This window comes from Bradyrhizobium sp. BR 1432, assembly GCF_051547705.1.
GTDB lineage: Bacteria > Pseudomonadota > Alphaproteobacteria > Rhizobiales > Xanthobacteraceae > Bradyrhizobium > Bradyrhizobium zhanjiangense.
In genome coordinates this window covers 8,282,190-8,299,895 of the sequence record NZ_JBPUGF010000003.1, presented here as the reverse complement: position 1 = coordinate 8,299,895, position 17,706 = coordinate 8,282,190, and the positions used below count along the sequence as shown (strand labels likewise).

Genomic DNA, 17,706 nt, shown 5'->3' with positions numbered 1-17,706 from the left:
CATGAACATCGTAGCCGAACACAAGATTTCGGGCGAACCGATCGACAAAGCGCCGAAGCGTCCGGTCAGGCCGGTGCGTTGGTTCATCATCGTCGGCATGCTTCTGGCCGTGCTCGTCGGTGGTCTCGTCTGGTTCAATTATTTCCGCGGCCAGATGATCAAGCAGTTCTTCGCCAACAACAAGCCGCCGCCGGTCGCCGTCAGCGCCGCCGAGGCGAAGTCGGAGGTGGTGCCGAACCTGCTCACCGCGGTCGGCGGCCTTGCCGCCGTGCACCAGGTCGACGTCTCCGCCGACGTCAACGGTCGCGTCACCGAGATCAAGTTCGAGCCGGGTACGCGTGTCGAGGCCGGCACGCCGCTGGTGCAGCTGTTCGACACGCCCGAGCAGGGCGATCTCGCCAACTACAAGGCGCAGGCGACTGTCGCTCAGCTGTCGCTCGACCGCGCCAAGCAGCTGGCCTCGCGTCAGTTCGGGCCGCAGGCGACCGTCGACCAGGCGCAGGCCGCCTACGACCAGGCGCAGGCGGGCATCGCCAAGACCGAGGCGCTGATCTCGCAGAAGCTGGTGCGCGCGCCGTTTTCCGGCGATCTCGGCATGCGCAAGGTCGAGGTTGGCCAATATCTGACGGCCGGCACCGCCATCGTGTCGCTGACCGATCTGTCAGAGCTGTGGGCCAACTTCACGGTGACGGAAAAGGATTCCGGCAGCCTCAAGGTTGGACAGGCCGTGCGGTTGAAGGTCGACGCCTATCCGGGGCGCACCTTCGAGGGCAAGATCACCACGATCGAGCCGCAAATCTCGACCGACACCCGCAACATCCGCGTGCAGGCGACGATTGCCAATCCGGAGAGGATCCTGAAGCCGGGCATGTTCGTGACCACCACGGTGGTGCTGCCGGACAAGCCGGCCGTGATCACCGTGCCGGAGACGGCGGTCGACTACACGCTGTACGGCGACTCGGTGTTCGTGATCACCGAGAAGAAGGAAGAGGACGGCAAGACCAGCCTCTCCGCGGTGCGCACCTTCGTGCAGACCGGCAATCGGGTCGAAGGCCGCGTCGAGATCGTCAAGGGCCTGAAGCCGGGCGACAAGGTCGTCGCCGTGGGCCAGCTCAAGCTGCAATCGGGCGCGCCGGTGTCGATCTCGACCGATCCGGCCCCGGCAATCCCGGCGCAGCCGCCGCGCTACTGACAAATACATTCACGTGATCCGGCTCGGCCGGATCACGCTTCTTGAGACATAGAAATCGAGATCGCCGCGATGGCCTTTACCGACATTTTCATCAAGCGACCGGTCCTGTCGGTCGTCGTTAGCCTGCTGATCCTGCTGATCGGCTTGCGCGCGGCGATGGTGCTGCCGATCCGGCAATATCCCAAGCTGTCGAACACGGTCATCAACATCACGACCGTCTATCCCGGCGCATCCGCGGACCTGATCCAGGGCTTCATCACGACGCCGATCGAGCAGGCGGTCGCTTCCGCCGAGGGCGTCGACTACATCACCTCGTCCTCGGTGCTCGGCACCTCGACGATCCAGGTCTACATCAAGCTGAACTTCGATCCGAACCAGGCGCTCACCGAGGTGCTGGCCAAGACCAACTCGGTCAAATACCTGATCCCGAAGGAATTCGAACGACCCGATCGTCACCAAGACCACGGGCCAGACCACGGCCGTGATGTATCTCGGCTTCTCGTCCGAGGAGCTATCGGGCTCGGCGATTTCGGATTATCTGACGCGCGTGGTGCAGCCGGTGCTGTCGACCGTCGACGGCGTGGCCTCGGCCGACATTTTGGGCGGTCAGACCTTTGCGATGCGGCTGTGGCTTGATCCCGTGAAGATGGCCGGCCGCAACGTGTCGCCGGCCGACGTCGCCGCCGCGATCACTGCCAACAACTTCCAGTCTGCGGCGGGCCAGGCCAAGGGCTATCTCATCGTCTCGAACGTCTCGACGAATACGGGCCTGACTGACGTCAACCAGTTCAAGAAGATGATCGTCAAGGCCAAGGACGGCGGCTTCGTGCGGATGGAGGACATCGCCACCGTCGAACTTGCGGCCCAAAGCACCGACGCGAGCGTTGCCTTCAACGGCGAGCACGCGATCTTCATCGGCGTGCAGGCGACGCCGCAGGGCAATCCGCTGACGCTGGTCAAGGGCGTGCGCGCGCTGTTCCCCGAGCTCGAACGCAATCTGCCTCCGTCGATGAAGATGAAGGTCGCCTACGACTCGACCAAGTTCATCCAATCCTCGATCGACGAGGTGGAGAAGACGTTGGGCGAAGCCGTGATCATCGTGATCGTGGTCATCTTCCTGTTCCTCGCCTCGCTCCGCTCGGTCATCATTCCCGTCGTCACCATCCCGCTGTCGATGATCGGCGTCTGCACCCTGATGCTGGCGCTGGGCTTCAGCTTCAACCTCCTGACCCTGCTCGCGATGGTGCTCGCGATCGGCCTCGTGGTTGACGACGCCATCGTCGTGGTGGAGAACATCCACCGCCACCTTGAGGAGGGCAAGACGCCGGTTCAGGCGTCGCTACAAGGCGCGCGCGAAATCGTCGGCCCCGTCATCTCGATGACCATCACGCTCGCCGCCGTGTACGCTCCGATCGGCTTCCTTGGCGGTCTCACCGGTTCGCTGTTCCGCGAATTCGCGTTCACCCTCGCGGGCTCGGTGATCGTGTCGGGCGTAATCGCGCTGACGCTGTCGCCGATGATGTGCTCGGTGCTGCTGAAGAACACCGAAGAGGGCCGCTTCGCCAAGCTCGTGAACCGGGTGTTCGGTGCGATCACGCGGTGGTACGGGCGCAAGCTCGATCGCTCGCTGGACTACAAGGCGATCACCGGCCTGTTCGCGGTGACGATCCTCGGCCTGGTCGGCTTCCTTTACATGCACACCTCGAAGGAGCTGGCGCCTGAGGAAGACCAGGGCATCGTGTTCGCGGTGACCAAGGCGCCGAAATACGCCAACATCGACTATGTCGATTTCTATGGCGAGAAGCTCGACAAGGAATTCCAGAAATTCCCCGAGACCGACCTGCGTTTCGTGCTGAACGGCATCAACGGCCCGCAGGGCGGCATCGCCGGCATGCTCTTGAAGCCCTGGGACGAGCGCAAGCGTTCGTCGATCCAGCTCAAGCCGCTGGTGCAGGCCGAGCTCTCCAAGATCGAGGGCGTGCAGGCTTTCGCCTTCAACCTGCCGCCGCTGCCGGGCGGACCGGGTGGTCTTCCGATCCAGATGGTGATCAACTCCACCGCCGGGTTCCAGACGGTCTATGAGCAGATGGAGAAGCTGAAGGACGCCGCGCGCAAGAGCGGCATGTTCATCGTCTCCGACAGCGACCTCGCCTACAACCAGCCGAACGTGAAAGTCACGATCGACCGCACCAAGGCGCAGGACCTCGGCGTCAACATGCAGAACCTCGGCTCTACGCTCGCGGTGCTGCTTGGCGGCAATTACATCAACCGCTTCAACCTCGAGGGCCGCTCCTACCAGGTGATCCCGCAGGTGCCGCGCGGCAAGCGTCTGTCGCCGGAATCGCTCGGCGGCTACTATGTGACGACCAACACCGGTCAGCAGCTCCCGCTGTCGACGGTGGTGTCGATCGAGACCAAGACCGACCCGAATTCGCTGACGCACTATAACCAGCTCAATTCGGCGACGTTCTCGGCCGTGCCGATGCCCGGCGTGACCGTTGGTGCGGCGGTCGACTTCCTCGAAGGCGAGGCCAAGAAGCTGCCGCAAGGTTTTAGCCACGACTATTTGGCCGATAGCAGGCAATACGTGCAGGAAGGCAACCAACTCGCCATCACCTTCGGCTTCGCGCTGATCATCATCTTCCTGGTGCTGGCGGCGCAGTTCGAGAGTTTGCGCGACCCGCTGGTGATCATGATCTCGGTGCCGATGGCGATCGTCGGTGCGCTGATCCCGCTGTTCTTCGGCGCGGCGACGATGAACATCTACACCCAGGTCGGTCTGCTCACCCTGGTCGGCCTGATCACCAAGCACGGCATCCTGATGGTGGAGTTCGCCAATGAGCTCCAGGTCAACGAGCGGCTCGACCGCCGCTCGGCCATCGAGATGTCGGCCCGCATCCGCCTGCGGCCGATCCTGATGACCACGGCAGCGATGGTGACGGGCCTGATCCCGCTCCTGACCGCGACCGGCGCGGGCGCGGCCAGCCGCTTCTCGATCGGTCTGGTCGTCGTCGCCGGCATGTCGATCGGCACGCTGTTCACGCTGTTCGTGCTGCCGGCGGTCTATGTGGTGCTGGCGACCGACCATCGCGCGGCGGCCGATTCGGAGCGGAACAAGCAGGTGGCCGATCTCGACCTCGGCTCCGACAAGGCCCTGCGGCCGACCTGAGGCCCATCCGAGCGAATCCAGAGGGCGGCAATGGGTTAACCTCCATTGCCGCCCTTTTTCGTTCTCGGCTCCAGCAAAGAGTCCGTTCCCGCGCTTGCGAGAGACAAGGTCCGGTCTTCTTGCTAGGTTCCGAGGGATGAGCCTTTCCCTCCATCCCGACACCCCGCAAGCCAGGACGCTGCCGAGCGCGGCGCCGGGGGAGGGCGCGTCCGGCGAAGCGGCGGGCCGCGGGATCAGGATCCGGCTGTTCACCAAATATGTCGCGCTGTTCGTGGCCGTGGTCGCCGTCGCGCTGCTCGCCAACGGCCTGTTCGAGGTCTTCTTCTATTATCGTGAGCACAAGGCCTCGCTGATCCGGGTCCAGCACGAGCAGGCCGAGGCAGCCGCGGCAAAGATCGGCCAGTTCGTCAAGGAGATCGAGAGCCAGCTCGGCTGGACCACGCAACTGCCCTGGTCGGGGGCTCGATCGAGCAGCGCCGCTTCGACGCGCTGCGGCTGCTCCGCCAAGTGCCTGCCGTCACCGAGCTCGCCCAGGTTGATTCGACCGGCAAGGAGCGGCTGCGGGTCTCGCGGCTGGCGATGAATGCGATCGACAGCGGGATCGACCTGTCGAACGATCCGAAATTCACCGAGGCACTCGCACACAAGATCTATTACGGGCCGGTCTATTTCCGCCGGGAGTCCGAGCCCTACATGACGTTGGCGCTAGGCGGCGCGCGCAAAGATGCCGGCGTCAGCATCGCGGAGGTCAATCTCAAGCTGATCTGGGACGTCGTGTCGCAAATCAAGGTCGGCGAGCGCGGACACGCCTATGTGGTTGGCCCCGAGGGGCGCCTGATCGCGCATCCCGATATCAGCCTGGTCCTACGCAACACCGACATGTCGGGTCTCGCACAAGTGCGCGCCGCGCAGGCCGGCAGTGGCCCCACCTCCGACGCGCTTCCCGAAGCGCGCAATATCCAGGGGCAGAAGGTGTTGACCGCATCGGCCCCGATCGCGCCGCTGGGCTGGACCATGTTCGTAGAGCTTCCTGTCGAGGAGGCCTATGCCGCGCTTTATGCCTCGTTGCAGCGGCTCGCGATCGTGCTGCTGGCGGCTTCGATCTTCGCGGTGCTTGCGGGGATCTTTCTCGCGCGCCGCATGGTCGGGCCGATCCAGGCGCTGCGCAGCGGCGCAGAGCGGATCGGCGGCGGCGACTTCTCCCAGCGCATCTCGATCAAAACCGGCGACGAGCTCGAAGGTCTCGCCAACCAGTTCAACGAGATGGGCGCGCGCTTGCAGGAATCTTATGCCGACCTCGAAAACAAGGTCGAACGGCGCACAGCGGAATTGAGCGAGTCCCTGCAGCAGCAGACTGCGACCGCCGACGTGTTGAAAGTCATCAGCCGTTCGGCGTTCGACCTGCAAGCCGTGCTGAACACGCTTGTTGGCTCGGCAGCTCGCCTGTGTGACGCGGACGAGGGGACGATTTTCCGGCCCAACGACGGCGTTTTCTATTTGGCGGCAAGCTGCGGACTCGACGCGGAACAGGAAAACAAGCTTCGGACATTCGCCTCTGTACCTGAACGGGGAAGTATGGTCGGCCGCACGCTGCTCGATGGCAAGACGGTTCATGTCCCGGATGTGCAGGCCGACCCGGAATATGCGCCCTCGTCCGCCCGAAGGCGCGCCAACGTGCGTACGATGCTGGGTGTGCCCCTGCTTCGAGAGGGGGCACCTATCGGGGTATTCGTTCTGACGCGACACGAGGTGCGGCCGTTCAGCGCGAAGCAGATCGAACTCGCCACGACCTTCGCAGACCAGGCCCTTATCGCGATCGAGAATGTCCGATTGTTCGAGGAGGTCCAGGAACGTACCAGAGAGTTGTCGCAGTCGCTCGACGACCTGCGCGCTGCCCAGGACCGCCTGATCCAGACCGAGAAGCTCGCGTCCCTCGGCCAGCTCACGGCGGGCATCGCCCATGAGATCAAGAACCCGCTCAATTTCGTCAACAACTTCTCCGCGGTGTCGACCGAGCTGATCGACGAGCTCAAGGAGACCCTGCAGTCGACCGCGCTCGATGGCAAGACGAAGGAGGAGGTCGACGAGCTGACCGGCATGCTCAGGGCCAATCTCGAGAAGGTGGTGCAGCACGGCAAACGCGCCGATTCCATCGTCAGGAACATGCTGCTGCATTCGCGCGAGGGCTCCGGCGAGCATCGCGCGGTGGATATCAATGCAGTCGTGGAGGAGAGCCTCAATCTGGCCTACCACGGCGCGCGCGCCGAAAGGCCGGCCTTCAACGTCACACTCCAGCGCGAGCTCGATCCGGCCGCCGGTATGGTCGATATCTATCCGCAGGAGATCACGCGCGTCTTCCTCAACCTGATCTCCAACGGCTTCTATGCCACTGCCAAGCGCAAGGACAGCGCGGGCGAGGCGTTCGAGCCGACCTTGCGCGCGGCAACGAAGAACCTCGGCGACAGGGTCGAGATCCGGATCCGCGACAACGGCACTGGGATTCCGCCCGAGGTGAAGCAGAAGATGTTCAATCCCTTCTTCACCACCAAGCCGGCCGGCGAGGGTACAGGGCTCGGCCTTTCCATGAGCCATGACATCGTCGTGAAGCAGCACGGCGGCACGATCGACGTGAACACCGAGCCCGGTGTATTCACCGAATTCATCATCACGCTGCCGCGCACGATGGCGGCAGGCGGAACTACTGGAGACGAGACTTGAACGTTTACATCCTGGTCGTCGATGACGAGCCCGACGTCGAGGCGCTGTTCCGGCAGCAGTTCCGGCGGGAGCTGCGCGCGGGACGCTTCCAGATGGAATTTGCGTCCTCTGCGCCCGATGCACTCAAGCGCGCCGCCGAGGTTCGCGATCCCTCGCTGATCCTGATTCTATCGGACATCAACATGCCCGGCATGAGCGGGCTCGACATGCTGCCGAAGGTACGTGCCGCGCATCCGGACGTTCCCGTCATCATGATCACTGCCTATGGCGACGCCGAAACGCGCCGCAAGGCGATCGAGCGCGGCGCCGTCGGGCTCCTGACCAAGCCGATCGACTTTGCACTGCTGCGGCAGGAGATCGACACGAGGCTCGAGCAAGCCGCATGACTGCGACCATCCTCTTCGTCGATGACGAGCCGGATCTCGAGGCGCTGATCCTGCAAAAATTCCGCAGGCAGATCCGGGAGGGGCGCATCGATATCATGTTCGCGCGCGACGGCCTCGAGGCGCTGCAATCGCTCGAGCAGAATCCGCATGTCGACATGGTGGTCTCCGACATCAACATGCCGAGGATGGACGGACTGTCGCTGCTCGCGAAGCTCCAGGAGGCCGAGGACAAGAAGTCGACCATTATCGTCTCCGCCTATGGCGACATGAGCAACATCCGCACCGCCATGAATCGCGGCGCATTCGACTTCCTGACCAAGCCGATCGATTTCGCCGACCTGGAGGCCACGATCGATAAAACCATTCGCCACGTCGAGATGCTGCGCGAGGTGCGGCGGCGCCAGCTGGAGGCCGAGCGCGCCCACGCCTCGCTGTCGCGCTTCTTCTCGCCGGAGATCGCCAGGCGCCTGGCGGCGGATGTCGCCGGCGACGGCATGGAGGTGCAGTGGCGCGAGGTCGCGACCATCTTCACCGACATCACCGGCTTCACGTCGCTGGTGGAGAGCGCGGCGCCCCAGATGCTCGGCGAGCTCCTCAATGAATATGTCGGCGGCATGACCGAGATCGTCTTCGCGCATGAGGGAACGGTCACGAAAATCATCGGCGATGCGATCCAGGTGCTCTTCAACGCGCCGGGGACCAGCCGGATTATGCGACGCGTGCGGTCGCCTGCGCCCATGATCTCGACGCCTGGGCGGAGGGTTTCTCGGCGCGTTGGAGGGCGAGAGGCGTGAATTTCGGGACGACCCGGATCGGCGTGCATGCGGGCCCGGCGCTGGTCGGCAATTTCGGCGGCAATCGCTTCTTCGACTACACCGCCTACGGCGACACGATCAATATCGCGGCGCGGCTGGAGGCTGCCAACAAGCATCTGGGAACGCGCATTTGCGTCAGCGCCAGCGTCGCCAAGTCGGCCGAAAACTTCCAAGGCCGCCCCATAGGCGAGCTGATGCTGCGCGGACGCAGCGAGCCGCTGCGCGCGTTCGAACCGCTGCCGCAGGCCAAATTCGAAGCGCCGGAAACGGCGCTATATTCGGAGGCGTTTGCCAAGATGGAGGCCGGCGATGCCGCCGCCATGCCTGCCTTTGCTGCGCTGGTCGGCATGCACGCCGACGATCCCCTGGCCGGCTTTCACCTAAGACGCCTGCTCAACGGCGCCAAGGGCATTCGCATGCAACTGGAATAGGAGTCCGTCATGATCCGTGAGTTCTCTGCCGGCAATTATCGTTTCATTCCGTCCGTGTTCCAGTACTCGGCGGGTGCCGCCGCAGATGATGGCTACGAGATCGAGCGCGTTCGGTTCGACCGCCTGGTGCCGCTTGCGGAAGGATTTGCGCTGGCGGCGAAGTTCATCCAGCAGGCCGGGCGCCCGCTGACGGCATTCTGTGCCTGCGAATTGCGCTCGCCGGCGGCTTTCAGCGAGGAAGGTTTTCGGGCGTTCAACCTGCACTATGTGAAGACGCTGTCGGAATGGGGCATCTTCGACGGCACCACCAATCCGGTGGCACGCAGCAATGTCTGCCCGAGATCGATCCGCCGTCCGAGCCGTCATTCTACGCGTTCTCCTTCACGCGCCCAACCCGCTCGACAGCGCCGAGCTTCGTGATCGCCGGCGGCGCCGAGGCACGCGAGGGCAGCGGGACCTATGTCGAGCGCACCGTGCGCTACCGCGATCTCAGCCCGGAAGGGCTGCGGGAGAAGGTGCGCTTCACCACGACGTCGCAGATGGAGAACCGGATGGGGGCCTTCGGCTTCGGCTGGAAGGACACGACCGGCGTGCAGGCTTATTCGGTGCACGACTTCCACCACGCGCTGGTCGACGAGCTGGTCCGTCGCGGCGCGCTGCGCTCCGGCCTGACCTGGCATTTTGCCCGGCCTCCCGTGGTCGATCTCGAATATGAGATGGATTGCCGCCGCGTGATGCGGGAGGTGGTGATTTGAGGTCTATCGGCTGGTGATCTTCACCTCTCCCGTAGGGAGAGGTCGGATCGCATCAAAGATGCGATCCGGGTGAGGGGTTTCAGTCTCACTGAATGCTGCGGCCCCTCACCCGGATTGCACTGGACGATGCTTTGCATCGCCAGGCGCAATCCGACCTCTCCCCGAAGGGGAGAGGTGTAGGGCGGCAACGTTGATCCAAACTCAGCGCTGGCGCGGGTCGAGTGCGTCGCGCAGGCCGTCGCCGAGCAGGTTCAGCGACAGCACCACCAGGAAGATCGCAAGGCCCGGCCAGATCGCCATCCAGGGCGCCTGGGTCAGGAAGCGCTGTGCGGCATTGAGCATGCTGCCCCATGATGGCGCCGGCGGCTGCTGGCCGAGGCCGAGGAAGGACAACGCGGCTTCGGCGATGATGGCCGCCGCGATCGATAGCGTCGCCTGCACCAGCAGCGCCGGCAGGATGTTCGGCAGGATATGCGAGAACGCGATCCGCCACGGCGGATTACCGAGCGCGCGCGCGGCCTCGACATAGTCTTCGGCCTTGACGCTGAGAACCTGGCCGCGGGTCAGGCGGATGAAGATCGGGGTCGCCGAGATGCCGATCGCGATCATGGCATTGCCGAGGCTCGGACCGAGGAATGCCGCCAGCGCAATCGCCAGGATCAGGAACGGGCAGGCGAGCATTGCGTCGGTGATCCGGCTGATCAGCGCATCGGTGAAGCCGCCGCGATAGCCGGCGAGCAGGCCCAGCGGCAGGCCGATGCCGAGCGCGATCGCGACCGAGATCAAGCCTGCGAGCAGCGAGGCTCGCGCGCCGTAGATGACGCGGCTCAGGATGTCGCGGCCGAGCTCGTCGGTGCCGAACCAGTGCGCGGCGGTCGGCGGCTTGCGCACCAGGCTCCAGCTCGTTCGCGACGGGATCATAGGGAACGACGATCGGTGCAAGCACCGCAAGAAGAATGAACGCGATGATCACGATGAGGCCAAATACAGCGGCCTTGCGCTTGAACAGACGCCGCCGCGCGCGGCGTGCCGGGCTGTCCGGCTCGTGAGCTTGCGTGACGGGGCTGGCGAGCGCCGTGTCGGTCATGGCACTAGCCCCGTAGCCGCGGATTGACGAGGATATAGGCGACGTCCGCAATGAGATTCAGCGTGATGTAGACCGTGGCCGTCACCAGCACCACGCCCTGCACGACCGCATAGTCGCGGTTGAACACGGCATCCACGATCAGCTTGCCGAAGCCGGGGATGGAGAAGATCTGCTCGGTCAGCACCGCGCCCGACAGCAGTGTGCCAAGCTCAAGCGCGCCGAGCGTGATGATGGGCGTCAGTGCGTTACGCATCGCGTGCTTGAGGATGACCGAGCGTTCCGACAGTCCCTTGGCGCGCGCGGTGCGGACATAGTCGCTCTCCAGCACCTGCAGCATGGCACTGCGCGTATGCCGCATCAGGATCGCGGCAATCGCGTTGCCCAGCACGAAGGCCGGCATGATGGTGGCCGCCAGGCTCGCGCGCCAGTTTTCGGTGAGCGGCACATAGCCCGAGGCCGGCAGCCAGCCGAGCTCGATCGAGAACAGGAAGATCAACATGATGCCGAGCCAGAAATTCGGCGTGGAGATGCCCCACAGCGCGAAGAAATTGGCGCCGTAGTCCCAGGCGGTGCCTTTCTTCACGGCCGCGACGATGCCGGCGGGAATGCCGATGCAGAATGCGATCAGGATCGCCATGGAACCGAGCTGCAGCGTCACCGGCAGCTTCTGCGCGATCAGCTCGCGCACCGGCATCTTGTTGCGCAGCGACTCGCCAAAGTCGCCCGACAGGACGCCCTTGATCCAGTAGGCATACTGCACGGGAACCGGCTGATCGAGCCGGTACTGATGCCGAATCTGCTCGATCACCGCAGGATCGCGCTCTTCGCCCGCCATCACCAGCGCCGGATCGCCCGGCAGCAATTGCTGCAGCGAGAAGATCAGCACCGACACGAAGAACAGCGTCGGCACGATCTGCACAAGGCGGCGGGCGAGAAAGTTCAGCATCCCTTCGGCGTCACTTCAGCTTGAGGCCGATCACGCGCACGAGGCCGTCGGGCATCTGCCTGTAGCCTTCGAGCTTGGTCGTGTGCGCGATGATGATGCGGCGATGATAGAGGTAAAGGAGGGGCTCTTCCTCCTGGACCAGTTTCGCCAGAGCTTCGTAACTGGCCTTGCGCTTGGTGGGATCGGTCACCGCTCGCGCATCCTCCAGCGCCTTGTCGGCCTGTGCATTGTTCCACGCGCCGTAATTCTGCGGCGCGCCGCTGTGTAGGAAGACGTAGGTGTTGCCGTCGGGATCGACGCGGCCGCTCCAGGCGAGCATGTAGGCCTGGTAGTCGCCGGCCTCGGCCTGCTTCAGCCCGGTCGCGAATTCGGTGAGGCGGATCTTCATGTCGAAGCCGGCCTCGGCCGCCATCGACTGGATCACCTGCGCCGGCGTCTCCGTCTCGGCGCCTTTCGGCACCAGGAAGTCGACGCTGACCGGCGGCGTCACACCGGCTTCCTTCAGCAGCGCCTTGGCTTTCTCGACATTGCGGGGACGGACCGGAAGGGATTTCTGATAATCGGGATGATCAGGATTGACCCATTGATTGCCAACCTGAAACTCGCCGTTGAACACGACCTGGTTGATCGCCTCGCGGTCGATGGCGAGATCGAGCGCCTGTCGCACCTTGGCGGACTGGCTGAGCGGCCCTTTGGCCTTGTCCTTGCCGATGTTGAGGGTGACCCCCTGATAGCCCAGCTCGACGGCGGTCGCGACCTTCAGCCGCGAATCCGCGCGAACCTCCTTGAGGTCGGTGGCGAGCACCCGCTCGATCAGGTCGAGTCCGCCGGACTTCAGGTTCGCGAGCCGCACCGTGGCATCGACGATCGGCTGGAACACGATGCGGTCGATGAAGACGTTGTCCTTGTTCCAATAGTCGGCGAACCTCTCGAACACGATGCGGTCCTGCTGCACGCGCTCGACGAATTTGTAGGGGCCGGCGCAGACCGGACGCAGGCCGAACTTATCGCCGGCTTCCTTCGCCGCCTTCGGCGACATCATCATGCCGGCACGATCGGTGAGCTGCGCGAGCAGCGGCGAGAACGGCGACTTCAGCACCAGCTTGATGGTGAGGGGATCGACGACATCGATGTGGTCGACCGAGGCCAGCTCCGGCTTGCGGAAGGAGCCCGGGAAGGTCAGGTGGCGCTCCAGCGAGAATTTTGCGGCCTCGGCATCGAACGGCTCGCCGTCGTGGAATTTCACGCCGGGGCGGAGCTTGATGACGAGCGCTTTGCCGTCATCGGCCGTTTCGCTGGACAGCGCGAGCTGCGGCACGATGTTGAGCTTCTCGTCGACGTCGAACAGCTTGTCGCAGAACGCGGAGAACACGATGCGGCCGACATAGGTGCGTGCCATCGAGGGATCGAGGATGTCGGGATCCTCGGCAAGACCGATGTGCAGCGTGGTCTGGGCTTGCGCTGTTACCACCGACAGCAGGAAGGCAGTGGCCGTTGCGGCCAGGCGAAACATCTTCATCGGACAGTCCCCATTGCTTCGACTACGTCGTTGTGGGTGCGGTGTCTTGTATACCAACCCCGGAGACGGCTTCGCCTTCCGTCTTTCGGCTGAAGGCCGCGACCAATTTTGCAAGTGCCGGCGAAAACCCGCCGGCCGCCGGCAGGATGGCGTCGGCAGACGGCAGCTCGCTCACGCGGTGACAGGCGGCGGCGTGGCCCGCGCGGTCGGCCACGAGCTCCGGCGCCTCGGTGCGACAGCGCTCGATAACGAAGGGGCAGCGGGTGTGGAAGCGGCAGCCGGCCGGCGGGTTGAGCGCGCTCGGGATCTCGCCCGTCAATAGGACCGCCGTTCGCTTCGCTTTCGGCTGGGGCAGGGGGATCGCGGACAACAGCGCCCGGCTATAGGGATGTCGCGGTGCTGCGAAGAGCGCGTCGGCCTCCGCGGTCTCGACGATCTGGCCGAGATTCATCACCGCCACGTGGTCGGCGATGTGCTTGACCACGGCGAGGTCATGCGAGACGAAGATGTAGGCGAGGCCGAGCCGGTCCTGGAGCTCGCGCAGCAGATTAAGGATCTGCGAGCGGATCGAGACGTCCAGCGCGGAGACCGGCTCGTCGCAGATGATCAGCTTCGGCTCGACCGCGAGCGCACGGGCGATGGCAATGCGCTGGCGCTGACCGCCGGAGAATTCATGCGGATAGCGCTGCGCCAGCCGCGGCTCCAATCCGACCAGCCGCAGCAGTTCGGCGACCCGCTCGCGCCGTTGCTTCGGCCGTACCAGATCGTGTAGCGCCAGCGGCTCGGTCAGGATCTGGCCGACCGTCATGCGCGGGTTGAGCGAGGCGTAGGGGTCCTGGAAGATGATTTGGGCTTCGCGGCGGAAGGCGCGGAGTGCATTGGCGTCGAGGGAGAGAAGATCACGGCCGTCAAAGCGCACCGTACCCGCATCCGGCTCGATCAGCCGCAGCACCAGACGGCTGACGGTGGATTTGCCGCAACCGGATTCGCCGACCAGGGCCAGCGTCTTGCCGGCTTCGAGCGAGAAGCTGACGCCATCGACCGCCTTGACATGCGCCCGAGCGCGGCCGAACAGCGAGCGTTCGGCGACGAAATGCTTGACCAGGCCTTCGACCTCGAGCAGTGCCATCACGACACCAGACGTTCGAGCGGCGCGCGGATGCAGCGCGAGAGGTGACCGGGGCTGACTTCGATCAATGGCGGCGGCGCCTTGGTGCAGGCATCCAGCACGAACGGACAGCGCGCGGCGAAGCGACAGCCGGCGGGCGGTTGCGCCATGTTCGGCACCATGCCTTCGATCGTGGCAAGTCGCTCGGCGCGATGGTCGAGCCGCGGGATCGAGCCGAGCAGGCCAACGGTGTAGGGATGCTGCGGTGCCGAGAACAATTCATCCACCGGCGCGCGCTCGACGATCTCACCGGCATACATCACCGCGACATCGTCGCAGACCTCGGCGACGACGCCGAGATCATGCGTGATCAGGATGATGGCGGCACCGCTCGCCGCCTTCAACTCCCGCATCAGCTCCAGAATCTGGGCTTGCAAGGTGACATCGAGCGCCGTGGTCGGCTCGTCAGCAATCAAGAGGCGCGGATCGCAGGCCAGCGCCATGGCGATCATCACGCGCTGGCGCATTCCGCCGGAGAGCTTGTGCGGATATTCGTCGATCCGTCGCTCGGGTGAGGGGATGTGGACGCGGCGCAGGAGCTCGATCGCCCGCTCGCGCGCATTGCGCTGCGAACCGCCGCGATGGCGCAGGATGGTTTCGATGATCTGGTCGCCGATGGTCAGGCTCGGGTTGAGCGAGGTCATCGGCTCCTGGAAGATCATCGCCAGACGGTTGCCGCGCAGGTCGCGCAGGGTCTGGTCCGGCGTCTGCAACAGGTCGAGGCCCTCGAAGCGGATCGTGCCCGATATCTCCGCGCTCTGCTTCGGCAGCAGGCCCATGATCGCCAGCGACGTCACGCTCTTGCCGCAGCCGGATTCGCCGACGAGGCCGAGCGTGGCGCCATTGGCGACGCTGAGATCGACGCTGTCGACCGCATGGGTGATACGGCCATCGTCGCCGTGAAAGCGGATGCGCAAATCTTCGATCTCGATGAGAGAGTTCGCGCTCATGACCGTCTTCGGGCTGCGGCGATGCTGGCGTCGATGACGCTGCGATCGGTATTGCCGGCCGGGTTCTGCCGCGTCGGCATGGAGGCGCGGAAGTGCACCCAGAGCTCCTGGCTGACCCGCTCGAGCCGTTCGAGCTCCCCGAGCGGATCGGGATGATCGTCGGCGCGAATGTCCAACGCCGGCCATTCCTCCTCACCATGGATCAGCAGCGCCGCCGACTGCTTGCCGCGCTTGTCACCGCCGGCGGCTTCGCCTGCGCGCATGGCCGCGAGCAGACGGCGCGGGAAGGGCAGGCTATCATTGGCGATGTAGGTCTTTGCGGTCTCGTCGAGCACGTCGGCGCCCGCAAGCATGTTGCCGGCGATGGAGAAGCCGCTGCCCGCGATGTGTCCGCACCAGTCGATACAATCGCGCCCGGTATGCGCGGCGATCTCGCCGCTCGCGTCCATGATGTGGATCTGGCGGCTTTCGCGGCCGTCGTCGGCAGCGAGCAGCGCGGCAAGCACGTCGTGTGCATTGAGGCCTTCGCGCAGAAGCTTGACGCCGTCGATGCCGTAATAGGGATTGACCAAGGCCTGCGTGGCGATTGCCCCGAGTTCCAGCGGCAATGTACGGGACACGCGCGCCGACCGCGAAGAAACGCGTCGCAACGGCAATGCCGAACTGGCCGGTGGCAGGATCTCGCGCGATGATCGACCAGGTCATTTTCTGCCCATCAGCGTCCTACGGCGTAGCCCTGCATGCCGCGGGGATTTGCGGCAGCGCGCCGGCGCACGCCGACGCGCGAGGCCGCGGTGAGGCGGCCTTCCGACCAGTCGGGACCGACCTCGACGACGTGCCCGCGCTCGCGAAGGTTCTCGATCGTGGCCTTCGGCACGCGGTTCTCGACCACGAGCACGCCCGGTCGCGCGGTGCGCGGCCAGAACGAGATCGGGAAGTGTTCGGAGTGCCAGGCCGGCGCGTCGATCGCCTCCTGGAGATTGAGGTTGCAATGGACGTGGCGCAGGAAGAACTGCGTGATCCACTGGTCCTGCTGATCGCCGCCGGGCGAGCCCCAGGCTAAGTACGGCTCGCCATCGCGCAGCGCCATGGTCGGCGACAGCGTGGTGCGTGGCCGCTTGCCCGGCGCGAGCGCGGCAGGATGGTCCTCCTCGAGCCAGAACATCTGCGCGCGGCTGCCGAGACAAAAGCCGAGCTCGGGAATGATCGGCGAGGATTGCAGCCATCCGCCCGACGGCGTCGAGGACACCATGTTGCCGGCCTTGTCGATGATGTCGAAATGCACGGTGTCGCCGCGCACTTCGCCGAAGCGGCCCACGGTCGGCTCGCCGGCCCCGAGCGCGCCGACCGCCTCGCGCTGGCCCTCGGCGCGGCGAAGCTTGACCACGCCGCCAAAGCCCTCGACCGAGCCGGGGCGGAAGTCGAGCGAGGCCTTGTCGGTGACGAGCTTGCGGCGCTCGTCATTATAGGCATCCGACAGCAACGTCGCGATCGGGATCTCGTTGAATTTGGGGTCGCCGTAGAACTTTTCGCGGTCGGCGAATGCCAGTTTGGCGCATTCGATCTGGAGATGGATGAACTCCGGCCCGGTCGGATCGAGCCCGTCGAGCGCAAAGCCTTTCAACAGAGCGAGCTGCTGGAGCGTCACCGGGCCTTGGCTCCAGACGCCGGCCTTGCAGACGGTGTAGCGGCCATAATCGTAGGTGAGCGGCGCCTCGATCGTCGGCTGCCAGCGCGCCATGTCGTCGGCCGAGAGGACGCCGCGATGCGGCGTACCGCTGACGTCCATGACCTCCTGGGTGCGGCAGAATTTGTCGATGGCTTCCGCAACGAAGCCTTGCGACCAGGCTTTTCGCGCGCGCTCGATCTCGGCGTCGCGGCCGCCGCCGCTCTCGGCCTCGCTGAGAATGCGGGTATAGGTCGCAGCCAGCGTCTTGTTGGTGAACAGCGTTCCGGGCCTCGGCACCTCGCCATTCGGCAGGTAGACGGCGGCCGAGGTCGGCCAATGCTTGCGGAACAGCTGCTCGACGGTCTGGATCGTGGCGCAGGCGCGCTCGACCAGCGGATAGCCGTCGCGCGCATAGGAGATCGCGGGCTCCAGCACATCGCGCACACGCATCGTGCCGTAGTCGCGCAGCAGCATCATCCAGGATTCGAAGGTCCCGGGAACGCAGGCGGCGAGCAGGCCGGTGCCGGGCACCATGTCGAGGCCTTCGCTCTTGTAGTGCGCGATGGTGGCGCGTGCCGGTGCCGGGCCTTGACCGCAGATCACTTCGGTGCGGCCGCGCTTGACGTCATGGACGATGACAGGCACGTCGCCGCCGGGGCCGTTCAGATGCGGCTCGACCACCTGGAGCGTGAAGGCGGTGGCGACACCGGCGTCGAAGGCGTTGCCGCCCTTCTCCAGAATGCCCATGCCAACGGCGGTCGCAATCCAATGCGTGGTGGCGACGACCCCGAAGGTGCCTTCGATCTCCGGCCTCGTCGTGAACGGATCGGGATTGATTTTGCTGGCCATGGGCTACCTCATTTGCGACGCGCGCAATTGATCACAGGGCCACGCCGCCGCC

General features: G+C 64.9%; 9 protein-coding genes and 5 pseudogenes. 7 read left to right on the top strand and 7 right to left on the bottom strand.

Annotation, left to right across the window (positions count from 1 at the left end; translation table 11 throughout):
- Window position 1 precedes the first annotated feature (1 nt).
- The 7 genes and pseudogenes from ACSKB8_RS40110 to cnbZ all read left to right on the top strand — a co-directional run bounded on the left by ACSKB8_RS40110 (window position 2) and on the right by cnbZ (window position 9,466).
- Window positions 2-1,192: an efflux RND transporter periplasmic adaptor subunit gene (locus ACSKB8_RS40110; protein ID WP_438110050.1), complete on the top strand. Its 1,191-nt coding sequence runs from the start codon at window positions 2-4 to the stop codon at window positions 1,190-1,192.
- A gap of 69 nt (window positions 1,193-1,261) precedes the next feature.
- Window positions 1,262-4,361 (top strand): annotated as a pseudogene (locus ACSKB8_RS40105) (MexW/MexI family multidrug efflux RND transporter permease subunit).
- Between the two features lie 136 nt (window positions 4,362-4,497).
- Window positions 4,498-4,944, top strand: coding sequence for a hypothetical protein (locus ACSKB8_RS40100; protein ID WP_438110048.1), 447 nt, complete (start codon window positions 4,498-4,500; stop codon window positions 4,942-4,944).
- Window positions 4,869-7,079 carry an ATP-binding protein gene (locus ACSKB8_RS40095; RefSeq protein WP_438110046.1) on the top strand — a complete coding sequence of 737 codons (2,211 nt, stop codon included), beginning with the start codon at window positions 4,869-4,871 and terminating at the stop codon, window positions 7,077-7,079. Before ACSKB8_RS40100 ends, ACSKB8_RS40095 begins: the two co-directional genes overlap by 76 nt.
- The gene (locus ACSKB8_RS40090) at window positions 7,076-7,465 is read left to right on the top strand and encodes a response regulator (RefSeq protein WP_018315558.1); all 390 of its coding nucleotides are present in this window, start codon (window positions 7,076-7,078) and stop codon (window positions 7,463-7,465) included. The genes ACSKB8_RS40095 and ACSKB8_RS40090 overlap by 4 nt, the downstream gene beginning before the upstream one ends.
- A pseudogene (locus tag ACSKB8_RS40085) lies at window positions 7,462-8,711 on the top strand (adenylate/guanylate cyclase domain-containing protein). The gene ACSKB8_RS40090 and the pseudogene ACSKB8_RS40085 overlap by 4 nt, the downstream one beginning before the upstream one ends.
- A gap of 9 nt (window positions 8,712-8,720) precedes the next feature.
- Window positions 8,721-9,466, top strand: a pseudogene (cnbZ, locus tag ACSKB8_RS40080) (2-amino-5-chloromuconate deaminase CnbZ).
- Between the two features lie 201 nt (window positions 9,467-9,667).
- Here cnbZ and ACSKB8_RS40075 read toward each other — a convergent pair.
- The 7 genes and pseudogenes from ACSKB8_RS40075 to ACSKB8_RS40045 form a co-directional block, all read right to left on the bottom strand.
- Window positions 9,668-10,553, bottom strand: a pseudogene (locus ACSKB8_RS40075) (ABC transporter permease).
- Between the two features lie 4 nt (window positions 10,554-10,557).
- Window positions 10,558-11,499 carry an ABC transporter permease gene (locus tag ACSKB8_RS40070; protein WP_128935124.1) on the bottom strand — a complete coding sequence of 314 codons (942 nt, stop codon included), beginning with the start codon at window positions 11,497-11,499 and terminating at the stop codon, window positions 10,558-10,560.
- Between the two features lie 10 nt (window positions 11,500-11,509).
- Window positions 11,510-13,018, bottom strand: a complete 1,509-nt coding sequence (locus tag ACSKB8_RS40065; RefSeq protein ID WP_438110043.1) for an ABC transporter substrate-binding protein — start codon at window positions 13,016-13,018, stop codon at window positions 11,510-11,512.
- 22 nt (window positions 13,019-13,040) lie between these two features.
- The gene (locus tag ACSKB8_RS40060; RefSeq protein WP_438110042.1) at window positions 13,041-14,147 is read right to left on the bottom strand and encodes an ABC transporter ATP-binding protein; all 1,107 of its coding nucleotides are present in this window, start codon (window positions 14,145-14,147) and stop codon (window positions 13,041-13,043) included.
- Complete coding sequence (locus tag ACSKB8_RS40055; RefSeq protein WP_438110040.1) at window positions 14,147-15,136, bottom strand: ABC transporter ATP-binding protein; 990 nt, start codon at window positions 15,134-15,136, stop codon at window positions 14,147-14,149. Before ACSKB8_RS40055 ends, ACSKB8_RS40060 begins: the two co-directional genes overlap by 1 nt.
- Window positions 15,133-15,841 (bottom strand): annotated as a pseudogene (locus tag ACSKB8_RS40050) (DUF1028 domain-containing protein). Before ACSKB8_RS40050 ends, ACSKB8_RS40055 begins: the two are co-directional and overlap by 4 nt.
- 10 nt (window positions 15,842-15,851) lie before the next feature.
- On the bottom strand, window positions 15,852-17,654 hold the full coding sequence (locus ACSKB8_RS40045) for a gamma-glutamyltransferase family protein (protein ID WP_438110038.1): 1,803 nt from the start codon (window positions 17,652-17,654) through the stop codon (window positions 15,852-15,854).
- Window positions 17,655-17,706: the final 52 nt, after the last annotated feature.

What these genes read in the sequence shown, in the direction of transcription:
- ACSKB8_RS40045 (WP_438110038.1), bottom strand. Translation starts at nt 17,654, where the DNA reads ATGGCCAGCAAAATCAATCCCGATCCGTTCACGACGAGGCCGGAGATC.
- ACSKB8_RS40100 (WP_438110048.1), top strand. Translation starts at nt 4,498, where the DNA reads ATGAGCCTTTCCCTCCATCCCGACACCCCGCAAGCCAGGACGCTGCCG.
- ACSKB8_RS40060 (WP_438110042.1), bottom strand. Translation starts at nt 14,147, where the DNA reads ATGGCACTGCTCGAGGTCGAAGGCCTGGTCAAGCATTTCGTCGCCGAA.
- ACSKB8_RS40055 (WP_438110040.1), bottom strand. Translation starts at nt 15,136, where the DNA reads ATGAGCGCGAACTCTCTCATCGAGATCGAAGATTTGCGCATCCGCTTT.
- ACSKB8_RS40065 (WP_438110043.1), bottom strand. Translation starts at nt 13,018, where the DNA reads ATGAAGATGTTTCGCCTGGCCGCAACGGCCACTGCCTTCCTGCTGTCG.
- ACSKB8_RS40070 (WP_128935124.1), bottom strand. Translation starts at nt 11,499, where the DNA reads ATGCTGAACTTTCTCGCCCGCCGCCTTGTGCAGATCGTGCCGACGCTG.
- ACSKB8_RS40110 (WP_438110050.1), top strand. Translation starts at nt 2, where the DNA reads ATGAACATCGTAGCCGAACACAAGATTTCGGGCGAACCGATCGACAAA.